Annotated in this window: 11 protein-coding genes; 3 read left to right on the top strand and 8 right to left on the bottom strand. The window is 74.3% G+C overall.

Translation table 11 applies throughout. The annotated features are described in order from the left end of the window. Positions 1-16: 16 nt before the first annotated feature. The 4 genes from AB0F71_RS32105 to AB0F71_RS32090 form a co-directional block, all read right to left on the bottom strand. Complete coding sequence (locus AB0F71_RS32105) at positions 17-1,894, bottom strand: ABC transporter ATP-binding protein (protein ID WP_360241898.1); 1,878 nt, start codon at positions 1,892-1,894, stop codon at positions 17-19. Beyond that, positions 1,891-2,448 carry a TlpA disulfide reductase family protein gene (locus tag AB0F71_RS32100; RefSeq protein WP_360241895.1) on the bottom strand — a complete coding sequence of 186 codons (558 nt, stop codon included), beginning with the start codon at positions 2,446-2,448 and terminating at the stop codon, positions 1,891-1,893. The genes AB0F71_RS32105 and AB0F71_RS32100 overlap by 4 nt, the downstream gene beginning before the upstream one ends. 119 nt (positions 2,449-2,567) lie before the next feature. Beyond that, positions 2,568-3,095, bottom strand: coding sequence for a MauE/DoxX family redox-associated membrane protein (locus AB0F71_RS32095; protein WP_360241892.1), 528 nt, complete (start codon positions 3,093-3,095; stop codon positions 2,568-2,570). A 93-nt stretch (positions 3,096-3,188) separates the two neighbouring features. Next, the gene (locus AB0F71_RS32090) at positions 3,189-3,389 is read right to left on the bottom strand and encodes a hypothetical protein (RefSeq protein WP_360241889.1); all 201 of its coding nucleotides are present in this window, start codon (positions 3,387-3,389) and stop codon (positions 3,189-3,191) included. 373 nt (positions 3,390-3,762) lie between these two features. Here AB0F71_RS32090 and AB0F71_RS32085 point away from each other — a divergent pair, with 373 nt between their 5' ends. Then, positions 3,763-5,064: a carbohydrate-binding protein gene (locus AB0F71_RS32085; protein WP_360241886.1), complete on the top strand. Its 1,302-nt coding sequence runs from the start codon at positions 3,763-3,765 to the stop codon at positions 5,062-5,064. 88 nt (positions 5,065-5,152) lie between these two features. Here AB0F71_RS32085 and AB0F71_RS32080 read toward each other — a convergent pair whose 3' ends face one another. The 3 genes from AB0F71_RS32080 to AB0F71_RS32070 all read right to left on the bottom strand — a co-directional run bounded on the left by AB0F71_RS32080 (position 5,153) and on the right by AB0F71_RS32070 (position 11,098). Next, positions 5,153-8,083 (bottom strand): hypothetical protein, encoded by a 2,931-nt coding sequence (locus tag AB0F71_RS32080; protein ID WP_360241883.1) that lies wholly within the window; start codon positions 8,081-8,083, stop codon positions 5,153-5,155. Continuing rightward, positions 8,083-9,954, bottom strand: coding sequence for an HSP90 family protein (locus AB0F71_RS32075; protein ID WP_360241880.1), 1,872 nt, complete (start codon positions 9,952-9,954; stop codon positions 8,083-8,085). Before AB0F71_RS32075 ends, AB0F71_RS32080 begins: the two co-directional genes overlap by 1 nt. Before the next feature lie 94 nt (positions 9,955-10,048). Continuing rightward, positions 10,049-11,098: a hypothetical protein gene (locus tag AB0F71_RS32070; protein ID WP_360241877.1), complete on the bottom strand. Its 1,050-nt coding sequence runs from the start codon at positions 11,096-11,098 to the stop codon at positions 10,049-10,051. A gap of 222 nt (positions 11,099-11,320) precedes the next feature. Between AB0F71_RS32070 and AB0F71_RS32065 the strand changes: the two genes are divergently transcribed. After that, on the top strand, positions 11,321-11,653 hold the full coding sequence (locus AB0F71_RS32065) for a hypothetical protein (protein ID WP_360241874.1): 333 nt from the start codon (positions 11,321-11,323) through the stop codon (positions 11,651-11,653). A gap of 424 nt (positions 11,654-12,077) precedes the next feature. Further along, complete coding sequence (locus AB0F71_RS32060) at positions 12,078-12,626, top strand: hypothetical protein (protein WP_360241871.1); 549 nt, start codon at positions 12,078-12,080, stop codon at positions 12,624-12,626. Between the two features lie 86 nt (positions 12,627-12,712). Here the strand turns inward: AB0F71_RS32060 and AB0F71_RS32055 are convergent, their stop codons facing one another. Beyond that, positions 12,713-14,155: a glyceraldehyde-3-phosphate dehydrogenase gene (locus AB0F71_RS32055; RefSeq protein ID WP_360241868.1), complete on the bottom strand. Its 1,443-nt coding sequence runs from the start codon at positions 14,153-14,155 to the stop codon at positions 12,713-12,715. Positions 14,156-14,346 lie beyond the last annotated feature (191 nt).

Here is a 14,346-nt window from a genome sequence, read left to right as displayed (position 1 = left end):
GCTCCGCCTCCTCCGGTCAGCCGGCCGACGGGGCCGGCACGGCGGCGTCCTGGTAGCCGGACGCCTGCAGGGTGAACAGTTCCGCGTACGGGCCGCCGCGCGCCATCAGCGCCCGGTGCGTCCCCTCCTCGACCACCCGCCCCGCGCCGAGCACCACGATCCGGTCGGCCTCGCGCACCGTGCTCAGCCGGTGCGAGATCACCAGGCTGCCGGTGCCGCGACGCAACTCCCGGAGGTTGTCGTGGAGTTCCTGTTCGGCGGCGGCGTCGAGCCCGGCGCTGGGTTCGTCCAGGATCATCAGGTCGGCGTCGCGCCGCATGAACGCCCTTGCCACGGCGAGCCGTTGCCACTCCCCGCCGGACAGTGAGCGGCCCCAGCCGGCGTCCGTGCCCTCCGGCAGGAAGATCCGGCTGAGCAGGGCGCCGTAGCCGCCGTCGAGGCGCTGCACCCGCTCGTGGATGCCGGCCGCGCGGGCGGCGGCGGTGATCCGGTCCGGGTCGTCGAGGTGGGCGAGCCGGCCGAGGCCGATGTTCTCCCCCGCCGTCAGGTCGTAGCGGCAGTAGTCCTGGAAGACGACGCCGATCCGCTGCCGGTACTCGTCGGGCGGGAACTCGCGGATGTCGACGCCGTCCCAGAGGATCCGGCCGCGGTCCGGGTCGTAGAGCCGGCACAGCAGCTTGACCAGGGTGCTCTTGCCCGCGCCGTTGAGGCCGACCAGGGCGGTGACGGCGCCGGCCCGCAGGGTCAGGTCGACGCCCCGCAGGATCCACGGCGCGTCCTGGTGGTAGCGGAACCAGACGTCCTGGAACTCGACGGTGCCGGTGAGCGCGGCGGGCGGGCGCGGGTCGGTGGCCGGGGCGAGGTCGGGCGGGGCCTGGCCGAGCGCCCGGTAGTGGTCGAAGGTGAGGGCGGCCTGGTAGGCGGAGGCGCCGCTGGCGGCGAGCTGGCCGACGCCGGTCTGGATGCCGGCCACCGCGGCCAGGCACATCGAGACCTGGCCGAGCGAGAGTTCGCCGTGCCGGGCGGCGCGCACCGCCCACAGCAGGCCGAGCGCGTAGACCCCGACGCCGAGCAGCGAGGCGGGCAGCCGGCGGGCGAGGTTCTGCCGGTCGGTCCGCTCCTCCGCGCCGTTGACGGCCAGCAGTTCGCGCCGGGCGCGCCCGCGCAGGAAGTCCTGGAGGCCGAAGAGCCGGATCTCCTTCACCGCGTCGACGTCGGCGATCAGGCTGCCGTAGAAGGACTGGCGCCGGCTGCGGGCCATGGTCTCGCCCAGGACGGCAGCCCGGCGGCGGCCGGCCGCCAGCTGGCTGCGCACCAGGGGCAGGGTCAGCAGCAGGGTGAGCAGGCCGAGCAGCGGGCCGACGACGAAGACGGTGCCGAGGAAGCCGAGCACGGTGATCAGCGCCTGGAGGCTGCCGAAGGCCGCGCCGACCAGGATGTCCGGGGCGGCGCCGCCGGCCTGCTGGGCGAGCCGCAGCCGGTCCTGGAACCGCGGGTCCTCGAAGGGGCGCAGCCCGGGCAGCCGGTTGACGGCCTGGAACAGTTCCTCCTGCACCCGCAGCCGGATCGCCCGCCCGGAGCGGGCCCGGGTGTACTCGCTGAGCGCGGGGGCGAGTGCCAGGCCGAGGCTCACCACGATCAGCAGCACACAGGTGCCGGTCGGCGAGCCGGAGGTCGAGCCGGGTGCGGCACCGCCGAGTTCGTCGAACAGCCGGCTCACCAGCAGGGCGGCGACGGCGGGCAGCAGACCGGCCGTCACCCCGCAGAGCAGCGAGAGCAGCAGCGCCGCCCGGCCGGAGCGCCAGGCCAGCGCGCAGGCGGCCAGGGCCGAGCGCAGGGCCCGGCCGGCCCCGGGCTGCTCGGCGCCGGGGCCGGCGGACCAGGGGGTGCTCATCGCGCGGTGGTCGGGAGGACGAGTTCGCCCGGGGCGAGGTGGTTGGTGATCCGGCCGTCGGCGGCGATGTCGACGTAGCTGGGCCAGCGGACGATCCCGAACGCCTCGGCGGTGGAGCCGGGCAGGGCGCCGGCGGGCTCCACCACCACCCGGGCCACCGGCTCCAGCAGGGTGCGCAGTTCGGCGACCACCGGGCCGCTGCCCTTGACCACGGCCAGCACCTGCCCGCGGCCGCCGGGGAAGTCGGTGACCGCCTTGACGAAGTCGGGCGCCTGCTCCAGACAGGGACCGCAGCTGCCGGAGAAGAAGCCGACCACCGCCGGCGCCCCGGCGAGGTCGGCCCGGGTGACTTCTCCGTCCGTTTCGGACACCGCCCGGAATTCCGGCACCGGGGTGCCGTCGGGAAGTCGGTTCTCGGGCATGGAAACACCGACCCGGACATTTCCGAAGGAGGTCGGCGAACCGTTGTTGCTGATTTTCCGGGCGAGCGCCAGGGTCAGCATCAGATTGACCAGGGAAATGCCACCGATGAGGACGATGAAAAGCGTGGACATTACGGTTTCGCGCCTCGTTCCGGACTAAGGGGGATTCAGGGAGGTAGGGCCCGTTTCCACCGGGGTACGGCCCCCGGTGCCGGGCGGAGAGCTCGGCGGCCGCGGTTCGGGGCGACGGCTCAGCGGGCCGTCGAGAAGAGTTCGATCAGGGTGTCCGTGGCGATGATCAGGGCGCTCAGGAAGCCGGCGGCCAGCAGTACCACCGCCGCCCCGGCCGCGCCCGGGCCGCCGCCGGGGTCGGGGGCGGCGGCCGCGGCGAGGCCCGCCGCGGCGACGCCGAGCAGCACCAGGTTGCGGGCCACGTGCGCCCGGCTGACCGGTACGCCGGAGGCCCCGAAGCAGGGGCAGGAGACGTCGGCGCCCTGCCGCAGCAGCCGGACCAGCACGGCGGCGAAGAGCGTGATCAGTCCGCCGGTCGCGGCGAAGGCCCAGCCGGCGACGGGTGCGGGCACCCAGACCAGCAGGGCGAGGAGGGCCTCGGCCAGCGGCACTGCGATCGCCGCGGCGCCGGTCAGCCGGGGCGGCAGGACGGCCATCGCGCGCAGCGCGGACCGGAAGTCGCGGCGGGCGCGGAGCTTGGCCCAGGCGGAGCGGGCGAACACCACCGCGATGACGGCGCGGCAGCCGAGCAAGAGGTATGCGGTCATGACTCCCCCTCCGCCGGTGCCCCCGCCGACGCAGGGCGGGGGCACCGGCGGCCGTGTGTCAGCCGGCCGGATCAGTCGGCCGAGCCGGTCGGGTCAGCAGCCGCCCACGATCGCGTAGGTGATGCAGGTGGGGGCGGCGGCACAGTTCCAGGAGCAGCACTCCCGGACGTAGAGCGTCTCGCCGACGCAGTTGGTGGTGGTGCCGGCCGGGCACTGGCAATACGCGTCGGCGGCCTGCGCCTTGCGTCCGCCGGAAACCGCCCGGTCGACCAGGTTGAGAATCGCCTGAACCATTTTTTCCTCCGCTCGGGAAGGTGGATTGGAGAGGCTGTGCACTTACTCACGAGATCTCGTGGTCCGAAAGCTAACCGACCGTTCGAGAACTTGTCTAGACCAAGTTCGAGGATCATCGAGCTTTGATCCGGAGCAGCGGATTCCCCTTCCGTCGCCCCGCTCCGCCCCCACTTCACCCCCACTCCGCCCCCACCCGGACCCCGTCCGACTCCCGCCCCGCCGGACCCTTGACCGGCCCTCCGAGACAGGTCTATACCAGTGGGAGCTCTGGGCAACCACCCCACGCCCCGGGACAGTTCGGCCTGCCCGCGCCACCCCCACCTCCGGCGCGCACGGGCCCTCCCCCACGCACGTTTCCCGGAAAGGCCCCCCGATGCAACGCGTACTTCCCCCACAGCCACGCACCGCACCGACCACCCGCAGATCCCGGGCCGCCCTCGCCGTGGCCGGCGTGCTCGGCCTGGTCGCCGGCGGCTTCGCCGCCCTGGCCGGCACCGGCCCGGCCTCCGCCTCCACCACCGGCGCCGCCGGCACCACCGCCACCGCCGGACTGGGCAGCAACTGGTACGCCTCGGCGCCGTACCTGATGCCCGAGGACAACAGCCCGCCGGACGCCGCCGCCGTGATGGACGCCACCGGCCAGAAGGCCTTCCAGCTGGCCTTCGTCCTCGCCCAGGGCAACAGCTGTTCGCCCGCCTGGGGCGGCACCTCCCCGATCGGCTCCGACACCACCATGCCCGCCGTCATCCAGACCGTCCGCAGCAAGGGCGGGGACGTCTCGGTGTCGGTCGGCGGGTACGGCGGCACCAAGCTCGGCCAGGTCTGCGGCACCCCGGAGGCGACCGCCGCCGGGTACCAGCAGGTCATCACCAAGTACGGCCTCAAGGCGATCGACTTCGACCTGGAGGAGCCGGAGTACGAGAACACCGCCGCCATCCACAACGAGATCGGCGCGGCCCGCATCCTCCAGCAGAACAACCCCGGCCTGTACATCTCCATCACCACGGCCGGGACCAACGCGGGCACCGGCTGGTTCGGCACCCAGATGCTCAACGAGGCCAAGTCGCAGGGCTTCACGCCGAACAACTACTCGATCATGCCGTTCGACGGCGGCTTCAACGGCGCCGCGGCGCAGACCGACGCGCTGGTGAAGTTCAACCAGATCCTGCAGACCACCTTCGGCTGGAGCGAGGCCACCGCGTACGCCCACGAGGGCGTGTCGATGATGAACGGCCGCACCGACGCCGCCGAGTACTTCCGCCAGGCCGACTTCCAGAGCGTGCTGGACTTCGCCACCGCGCACGGCCTGGCCCGCTACACCTTCTGGTCGGTCAACCGGGACCGCCAGTGCACCGGGCCGGTGGACCCGGGCCTGTCCGGCTCCTGCTCCAGCGTGGCGCAGAGCGACTGGGACTTCACCAAGTACACCGTGAAGTTCGCCGGGGCGACCCCGCCCACCACCCCGCCCACCACGCCCCCGACCACCCCGCCGACCACGCCCCCGACCACCCCGGGCACCTGCACCGCCCCGGCGTGGAGCCCGAGTACCACGTACACCGCGGGCGCCAAGGTCTCGTACAACGGCCACAACTACCACGCCAAGTGGTGGACGCTGAACGAGGTGCCGAGCGCCAGCGGCCAGTGGGGCGTCTGGGGGGACGACGGCCCCTGCTGACCCCGCCGGAACAGCTGTGAGGGGCGGGCGTCGTGGACGCCCGCCCCTCGCCGCGTACCCGGGAACGGCCCCGGGGACGCCCCGGCTCTCAGTCGCCGGCGATCCGCCCCCGCAGCTCGGCGAGCACCTGCGGCGCCTCGGTCAGGCCGGCCGCCTCGGCGCGGGCGATCGCCGCGGTCAGCCGCTTCACCGCGGCCTTCGGGCGCTCGAGGTCGCCGCCCTCGATCAGCGCGGCCAGCCGGACCGCCTCGGCCCGCAGCGACTCCGGCTGCGGCGCCCCGGCCGGTTCACCCTGCTCGCCGTAGACCTCGACGGCCCGCTCGGCCTCGGCCAGCGCCTCCTCGAAGCGGTCGGCGACGGCCAGGCAGCGCGCCCGGGCGTAGTGCGAACCGCCGCGCAGGTACCAGGCGGTGTACTCCTGCCCGTGCCGCTCGGCGGCCTCGCCGAGCGCGTCGGCCTCGGCCAGCAGGGCGAGCGCGGCGTCCAGCCACTCGGGGCCGCCCCGCTCGCGCATCGTGAGTTGGGCCAACTCCCGCAGCGTCGCCGCCAGTCGGTCGACCTGCGGGGCCTTCCCGTGCGCCCCCCGGGCCCGCCCGAGGGCGGCCTCGGCGGCCTCCCAGCTGCCCGCCCGGGCCAGCGTCAGGGCGGTCTCGCAGGCGACCATGGTGTGGGTCTCCTGGTCCTCCCAGCCGGCGACCAGTTCGGCCAGCCGCAGGTACTCCTCGGCCGCGTCCCGGTACTCCTCCAGCTCGACCAGGCCCCGGGCGAGGTCCAGCCGGGCCTGGGCGACCATCCGGACGTCCAGGCCGGCGGTCGAGGCCGAGGCGTCCAGGACGGACTCCAGCACGGCCACCGCGTCGGCGTCCCGGCCGGTGCCGCGCAGCACCTCGGCGAGCTGCAGCCGCACCCGGGCCGCGTCCTCGACCGCCCCGGCGCCCAGCCGGTCGAAGCGCGCGGCGGCCTCGGACAGCGCCCGGACCGCCCCGCCGAAGTCCTCGACCCCCAGGCTCGCGTGGCCGAGCAGCATGTACGTCGGCGCGTACGGGTAGGCGTCGTCGCCCCAGCGCACGGCCTCGGCGAGCGCCCGGTGGAACACCTCGACCGCCTGGCCGGGCTCGCCGCCCTGGAGCAGCACCTGGCCGAGCAGGCCGAGCACCCGCGGGGTGTGCCAGGGCAGTTCGGCGGCGTCCAACTGGGCCAGCACCTCGCGCAGTTCGGCCGCCGCCTCGGCCGACCGGCCCTGCCGGGCGGCGGCGTCGGCGACGTACTGCCGGGAGGTCGCGGCCCGGCGGGCGGAACCCAGCTCGACGGCCGCGCGCCGGTAGCCGCCGACGGCCGCCTCGAAGCGCGCGGCCGTCCCGGCGGACGGCTCGGGCAGCGCCTCGACCAGGTCGTGGTGGGCGGCGTAGGCGAGCGACTGCAGGACGATCAGGTAGTCGTCGTCCGTCATGGCGCCCGCGGCGTGCAGTTCCTCGGCCCGGGCCAGCGCGGCGTCCAGCGCCGGCCAGTCGGCCACCGCGCCCTCGACCTCGCCGAGTTCGACGACCAGCGTCCGGGTGCGGACCATCAGGGCCGGGCCGGGCAGCCCGGCCTGCTCGAACAGCTCGGCGGCCGCCAGCAGGCCGGCCGCGCCCTCGGCGTGGTCGTCCCGCTGGAGCGCCTCGTGGGCGCGCTGCTCGGCGAGTTCGGCGCGCAGCCGCTCCGGGCCGCCGAGTTCGGCGTGCTCCGGGTGGGTGAAGTCCGGGGCGGCGGCGCGCTCGGCGACCCGCTTCCACAGCCGGTCGCCGTCCGGGTGGCCGAGCAGCTCCAGCTCGCGGGCGCGCAGCACCAGGGCGGCGAAGTCCTCCGGCTCGGCCTCGACGGTGCGCAGCGGGGCGGCGGCGGCCGGGGCCGCGCCGGTCAACTCCGGTGCGGCGACGGCCCGTACGCCCAGCGCCAGCGGCTCGGCCAGCAGCGGCCGGACGGCCAGCCGGGCCCGCCGGGCGGCGCCGACCGTGTCGGTGCCGTTGCGGGCGTCGAAGCGGGCGGCCAGGGCGTCGGCCTCGGTGCGCAGGTGGGCGAGCAGGGTGTCGACCGTCCAGCTGCGGCCGGCCGGGCCGCTGACCGCGAGCCCGCCGTGCCCGGCCGCCGCCAGGGCGGCGATCAGCACCTCGACGCCGGTCAGGAAGTCCAGCCGGGCGCCGGGCTCCCCGGTGACCGCGAACAGGTCGCGGTTCTCGGCGAGCAGTTCCAGCCCGCGCGGCTCGTTGCCGGACAGCGCGCAGAACTCGATGTGCCGGGCCACCGCCGCCAGCATGGAGGCCTTGCCGCGGGCGGCCCGGTAGCCGGTGAGGTGGGTGGAGCGGGCCTCGTCGAGCCGGCCCAGCCGCAGCAGCGGCAGCAGCGCGACGGACTGGCTGAGGCACGGCTCCTCGGCGCAGCTGCTGCGGCCGCTCAGCACCGGGGCGAGGGTCTCCAGGGCGCGGGCGTCCTCACCGAGGTCGAGGAAGTGCCGGGCGCGGGCGCGGGTCTCGCAGGCGTGGCAGTTGCTCAGCTCGGTGCGCGGGCGGGCCGTCCACAGCTCGTAGGCGTCCTGGACCCCGACGCCGGTGTGCCGGGCCAGGTGGTAGCGCTGGGCGTAGTACGGCTGGAGGCCGTGGCCGGCCGCCCGGTAGCGGTCGCGCAGTTCGGTGAGCCAGCGCTCGACGGCGGCCAGCGGAACGTCCGGGTTGTCCCGCAGCGAGCCGGCCACCCACTTGAAGCGCCAGAACACCTGCTGCTCGGCCCAGTCGCCGAAGCCGTCCGGGTCCTGGTCCCACAGCTTGAGGATGCGGGCGAAGACGACCGGGCTCTTGTTGCTCTCGCCGTCGTACTCGTAGGCCTCCATGAGTTCGAGCAGGGCCATCGAGCGGACCTCGGTGTCCTCGAACTGCTCGGCGGCCTCGACGAGTTCCTCGGCCGTGACGGTGCGGGTGCGGCCGTACGGGCGGGCGTCGTTCTCGCGCAGCGCGGCCATCACCGCGGCGGGGGTGTCCAGCATCACGCCTCCTTCGGGCCGTCGTGGTCCGGGCCGGCCGCCTCGTGGCCGAGCATCGCGTGGTCGAGCAGGCTGATGAACGAACGGTTCAGCAGCGCGGACTCGCTGGCCTTGAGCGGGCGGCGGGTCATCAGCACGGCCTGTCCGTACAGCGCCTCGACGGCGGTGACGGCCAGGTCGTGGTCGGTGACTCCGGCGGCGCGGCGCACCAGCGGGTTGAGGTGGTTCAGCACCAGCTGGGCGCGGGGCGCCTCGGCGCGCAGCGAGCCCAGGATGTCCGCCCACAACCCGTCCGCCTCGTCGGCGAGTTGGGCGCGGGTGCGCTCGTGCCGGGCCTCCCGGTTGTCGAGCAGCAGGGCGGGCGCGTTGGTCGGGTGGAAGCTGCGCAGGGCAACGTCGCAGTCGAACCGGCCGACCACCTCGCGGGCGATCGCCAGGAAGGTGGCGGCGGCCAGTTCGGCGGCCGGGTCGACGGTGTCCAGGTGCGCGGTGACGGTGCCCGGGTCGAGGTCGGCGACCGAGACGCCCGGGCGTATCTCGGGCAGCCGGTGCACCAGGTCGCGGTCGTAGGTGTAGCCGCCGTTGACCACGCCGAGCCCGGCCGCACCGGCGACCGGGGCGACCTGGCGGAACTCCTCGACCGTACGGGTCACCAGCACCACCGGGTGGCTGCGGGCGAACTCGTCCAGGGTGACATTGCCGTCGGTGGTCTCGAACGGCAGCCAGGGCAGCATCATCCGCAGCAACTCGTCGTCGTAGCGGGCGAGTTCCTTGACGGCCAGGTGGTGCACGGAGAGGAAGCGGTGCAGCAGCGCCGGGTCGCTCGCGGACAGGCCGGTGAGCCAGTCGCGGATCCGGGCGCCGAGCGCGTCGCGGACGGCGGCCAACGTCTCGTCGGCGTACAGGCCCTCGCGTGAGGCGGTCGGGCGCAGCCCGTCGGTGTCCACCACGCAGCGGACGAAGAAAGCCCAGTCCGGCAGCAGTTCGTCGGCCTGGTCGGAGAGCAGCATGCCCTTGAGGTGCACCCGGTGGCCGTGGCGGCGCGAGGGCGGGGCGGCGTCGGGCAGCACGTACGCGACGCCGCGCAGGCCGACCAGCGGGAGGTCCAGCTCGATGGTGTCGAGCGGGACGAAGTCGAAGGTGCTCCGGCAGTACTCGGCGAGCGCGTCGCGCCGGGCCAGCGGGGAGCCGTGCCGCTCGGCCCACGGCGGGGTGCGGTTGACCGGGTGCTCGGTGCCGCCCGCGTCGATCACGGTGACGTCGTGGCGCAGCAGGCTGCCGAAGTCCCGGGCCAGGGTGAGCACCCGGGCGGGGCGGGTCCACTCGGCGGCGTCGGCGCGCGGGGCGAGGGTGACGGTGGTGCCCGGCTCGGGCTTGGCCGAGGCGGGCAGGGTGCGGATGGTGTAGCTGCCGTCCGACAGGCCGCGCCACTCGATCACCGGCGCGTCCGGGCTGCCCGCGTGCCGGGTGACCACGGTGATCTCGTCGGCGACCACGAAGCAGGCCAGCAGGCCGATGCCGAACTGGCCGATGAAGTCGCCGCGGGCCCTGGCCAGGCCGTCGCCGTCCAGCCCGCCGTCGGCGTCGCGCTTGGAGCTGCGGCCGATGGTGGCGAGGAAGGTGTGGACGTCCTGCTCGGTCAGGCCGATGCCGGTGTCGGTGACGGATAGCTCGTCGTCGGCCCGGACGGTGATGGCGGCCGGCGCCCCGGGGTCGAGGGCGCGGCGGGCGGAGATCGCGTCCACCGCGTTCTGCAGCAGCTCGCGCAGGTAGACCCGCGGGCTGGAGTAGAGGTGGTGGGAGAGCAGGTCCACCAGGCCGCGCAGGTCCACCTGGAAGGTGTGCGCACTCGTCGGGTTGTCGGTTGGGGACACCGGAGGCTCTTTCGGTCGCGGAATGCGGAAGGGGTGACGTGCGGGTGACGTACGGGGGTGACGTGCGGGTGACGTACGGGGGCGGCGGCGCGGGTCAGTACCCGGCGCAGCGGTCCCGGTGGGCGCGGAAGGCCGTGACCGGGTCTCCGGCCAGGTAGTGCCAGGGCGACTCGGTGACCAGGCCGTCCAGCGCGTCGAACAGCAGCCGAGCCGTCTTGCGCTGGTCGGCGAGCGAGAAGGCCATCGCGAAGGTGTTGAAGCTCGACTGCCAGCCGCGCTCCGGGACGAAGTCCGGGTGCAGGACGGAGCGGAACGCGGCCTCCTGCAACTCGGCCACCACGGCGGGGCTGGACAGGTGGGCGTGGTCCTCGCCGTCCGGGAGGTCCAGCCAGCGCTCCAGGTGGGCGAGCGCCACCAGCTCGCCCAGCGGGCTGCCCTCGGGGGCGGCCAGCATGGCGGAGCGGGCGAACTCGTGCATGGCCTCGTGCGAGCCGCCCCACTTGGCGCACAGCTGCTGCAGGCGCTGGCGGTGCGAGCCCGGATGCCCGGGCACCCGGCGCACCGCGGCCTCGAAGCGGGCGGTGGCGACCTCCTCGCCGAGCGAGGCGCCGCGCGCGCTGATCTGCAGGAAGTACCAGGGGGCGAGCCAGCCGGGCTCCCGCTCGGCGACCTCCAGCAGCTGCTCCTCGGCGACGTCCAGCCGCTGGTGGAACAGCTTCCACTGCTCCTCGCTGACGTGCTTGGCCCGGGCGCGGCTGCGCGCCTCCCAGGCCCAGGTGACGTGCCGGGCGCCGGAGAGCAGCAGCGGCAGCGCGTCGCCCGGGGCGTCCGCCACCGCGCGGGCCGTCCACTGCTCGACCCCGGGGACGTCGGAGACCGCGCCGACCAGGAAGGTCAGCTCGGCGCCGGTCGCGGCGGCCAGCGCGGGGCGCAGCGCCGTCCAGTCCCCGGCGGCGGCCTGCCCGAGCAGCAGCCGTACGGACTCGTCGCCGTACGCCGGGTCGAGCCGAGGCGCGGGCCCCCGGTCGGCCGCCGGCGCCTCGGCGGCCCGCCTGCCCAGCCCGAGCCCGAACCCGCGGCGACCGGCCCGGTCCTGCGCGCCGGGCTCGCCCTCCCCGCCCGAGCGGCGTCGGAACAGCGGCATGTGTGTGGCCCCCTCGAACATCATCGGCATCTATCGCACGGCCGCACAGTGACCGCCCCAGGTGAGTACATATCACGGCCGACCGACATCCGTTTGCCCAGCCCAGCGCGGCCCGGGGCCGGGGGCGGCGGAGCCCGGGAACGGGTGACATATTGCTGCCTGACAGTTTTCTGACAGCGGGCTCGGTGCCGCCCGCGTCGACGATCCGTCAGGCTGGGTCACGTGCACGCCATTCGCTTCCACCTCCGCGCCCCCGACCGCCCCGACCGCCCGGTCCCGCACCCGCCCTCCCCCGAGGCCGTCCGGGACGGGCTGGCCCGCGGCCTGCCCGCCGGGGCCCGGATCGAGCACGCCCGGATCCTGGTCGGGCCGGACGCGGTGGACGGCATCGCCTTCGTCCTCGCCGACGGCCTGCTCGCCGCCGAGGCCGCCCTCACCGTCGCCTGCGCCGCCGCGACCGGTCCGACCGGCCCGCTCCCGGGCTGGCTGGTGCCCCACTGCGCCCTGGACACCCTGCTCGCCCTCGGCCTCCACGAACTGCCCGCCTGCCCGTGAGGCCCGGGGCGGGCCCGTGACACCCGGGGCCTGCCCGTGCGACCCGGGCCCTGCCCGTAAGCCCCGAGGCGGGCCGGTGATGCCCGGGGCGGGGCGGTTCGTGTGCAGGGCGGTCGCTATCTTGAGGGGTCACGGACAGCCGTAAGGGAGTGGGCGCATGGGGATGGGTGGTCGGCGGGTCACCGCCGTGGTGGCGGCCGGACTGTTGGCCGGCGTGCTGGCGGGGTGTTCGTCCGGGGGGTCGGAGGCGGGCAAGGGGGCTGCGGCGGCGCCCGGTTCGGCGGTGGCGAGCGGTGCCGTCCCGAGTGGTGCGGCGTCGGCTCCCGGTGGTACGGCGACGGGTGGCACCGCGACGACGGCCGGGGCTCCCTCGCCCGGTGGGTCCGCCGGGACTTCGGCGCCCGCGGCCGGGGCGGGCGGCGGGGTGACGGCACCGCCGGCGGCGGCGCCCAGCGCGGACCTGGAGGCTCCGCTGCTGGACGACAAGCTGGTCGGGCAGGTGCTGCCGGACGCCAAGGCGATGGCCGGGTGGCAGGAGGAGAAGCGCAAGGTCGACACCGCCGACCACGCCGTGACCTGCACGGCCTCGGCGCCGTGCAGCGGCAAGCCGCTCAGTGCGTCGGTCCGGTTCTCCTCGGGAGACCTGGTGACCCGCTTCCTGGTGGAGACCCTGCCCAGTCGGGACGCCGCGAAGAGCCGGGCGAAGGAGACGTTCGCCTCCTACCCGGTCGGGCCGTTCAAGAAGGTCGAGGCTCCGGCGGTGGGCAGCGAGAGCCAGGCCTTCGTCGGGCCGCTGGCGGACGGTGACGGGGTGAGCGTCGTGGTGCGCTCGGGCACCGTGGTGGCGAGCGTGACCACCGAGGGCGGGCCGGTGGACCTGCCCGCCGCCCGGCGGTTCGCCGTGATGCTGGTCAACCGCATCGAGCAGGCGCAGTCGGGCAAGGTCCCGGACGCGGGCCTGGCCGGCGCCTGACCCGCCCCTCCCCGCACCGGGGCCCCGACGCCGACGGGGCGGCGACCCGAAGGTCACCGCCCCGCCGCGAGGTCCCGCCCGACGGATCAGCCCGCCGACACCGGGAAGGTCGGGTACTCGACACCCGAGATGTACTGCACGACCCGGACGACCTGGCACGAGTAGCCGAACTCGTTGTCGTACCACAGGTAGAGGATCGCGTTGTCGCCGTCGACCTTGGTCGCACCGGCGTCCACGATCGAGGCGTGGCGCGACCCGATGAAGTCGCTGGACACCGCGTCGGGCGAGTCGGTGAAGTCGATCTGCCGCTTGAGCGGCGAGGTCAGCGAGATCTCGCGCAGGTGGTCCAGGACCTCCTCGCGGGTGGTCTCCCGCTTGAGCTGGAGGTTCAGGATCGCGATGGACACGTCCGGGACGGGCACCCGGATCGAGCTGCCGGTGATCTTCGCCTTGAGGTCCGGCAGCGCCTTGGCGACGGCCGAGGCGGCACCGGTCTCGGTGATCACCATGTTCAGCGGCGCCGAGCGGCCGCGACGGTCGGCCTTGTGGTAGTTGTCCAGCAGGTTCTGGTCGTTGGTGAACGAGTGGACCGTCTCGACGTGGCCGCGCACGACGCCGTACTCGTCCTCCATCGCCTTGAGCGGCGGGACGATCGCGTTGGTGGTGCAGGAGGCGCAGGAGATGATCTGCTCGTCCGGCTTGATCATGTCGTGGTTGACGCCGTGCACGATGTTCGGCACGTCGCCCTTGCCCGGGGCGGTCAGCACGACCTTGGCGATGCCGGGGCGCAGGTGCTTGGACAGGCCCTCGCGGTCACGCCAGCGACCGGTGTTGTCGATCAGGATCGCGTCCTTGATCCCGTACTCCGTGTAGTCGACCTCGCTCGGGTCGTTGGAGTAGATCACCGTGATCTCGTTGCCGTTGACGACGATCTTGTTGTTGACCTCGTCGACGGTGATCGTGCCCTGGAACTGGCCGTGGATCGAGTCCCGGCGCAGCAGCGAGGCGCGCTTGACCAGGTCGTCGCCGCCGCCGTTGCGCACGACGATGGCCTTGAGCCGCAGGCCGTTGCCCGAGGCCTTCTCGATCAGCAGCCGCGCGACCAGCCGGCCGATGCGGCCGAACCCGTACAGCACGACGTCCTGCGCGGACCGGCGCTCCAGCTTGTTCGCACCGGTGGCACCGGCGACGGCCTGAGCGGTGAACTCCGCCACCGACAGGCCCCGGTCGTCCGCCCGGTAGGCCGAGGCGAGCATCGCCAGGTCGATCTGCGAGGGGCCGAGGTCCAGGGTGGTCAGCGCGTCCAGGAACGGCATCGTCTCGGTGACCGAGAGCTCCTCGCCGGCTATCTGCCGGGCGAAGCGGTGCGTCTTGAGGATGCTGACCACCGACTTGTTCACCAGGGAACGGCTGTGGAGCAGGACGGTGACGTCCTTCTCCCGGTGCAGTCGCCCGATGATCGGGATCATCGACTCCGCGATCTCCTCGCGGTTCTTCCAGTCCGTGAACACGTCGTCGTTGACAGTCACAAGTCCATCTTTCGAGCTGAGGGTGTTGCCCACATGGTAGCTTCGCCCGCTTCCGGCCCGACCGCCGGTCCCTCCCCGGCCCCTCCAGCCCACCTCTCCCACCTGCGCTTTCCCCCACCGCCCCGCCCCCGAAGGTGATCACCGCCACCCCCAAGTGCCCCAGTAGAGTGGGCGCACCGAAGATCCGGACG

It is taken from the genome of Kitasatospora sp. NPDC028055 (assembly GCF_040637885.1).
Classification (GTDB): Bacteria; Actinomycetota; Actinomycetes; order Streptomycetales; family Streptomycetaceae; genus Kitasatospora.
The sequence above is the reverse complement of the archived record's forward strand: the minus strand, read 5'-3'. Positions and strand labels throughout refer to the sequence as shown.

Bases quoted from the DNA above. Each gene is read 5' to 3' on its own strand.
- AB0F71_RS32105 (WP_360241898.1), bottom strand. From the start codon at position 1,894: ATGAGCACCCCCTGGTCCGCCGGCCCCGGCGCCGAGCAGCCCGGGGCC.
- AB0F71_RS32100 (WP_360241895.1), bottom strand. From the start codon at position 2,448: ATGTCCACGCTTTTCATCGTCCTCATCGGTGGCATTTCCCTGGTCAAT.
- AB0F71_RS32095 (WP_360241892.1), bottom strand. From the start codon at position 3,095: ATGACCGCATACCTCTTGCTCGGCTGCCGCGCCGTCATCGCGGTGGTG.
- AB0F71_RS32090 (WP_360241889.1), bottom strand. From the start codon at position 3,389: ATGGTTCAGGCGATTCTCAACCTGGTCGACCGGGCGGTTTCCGGCGGA.
- AB0F71_RS32085 (WP_360241886.1), top strand. From the start codon at position 3,763: ATGCAACGCGTACTTCCCCCACAGCCACGCACCGCACCGACCACCCGC.
- AB0F71_RS32080 (WP_360241883.1), bottom strand. From the start codon at position 8,083: ATGCTGGACACCCCCGCCGCGGTGATGGCCGCGCTGCGCGAGAACGAC.
- AB0F71_RS32070 (WP_360241877.1), bottom strand. From the start codon at position 11,098: ATGCCGCTGTTCCGACGCCGCTCGGGCGGGGAGGGCGAGCCCGGCGCG.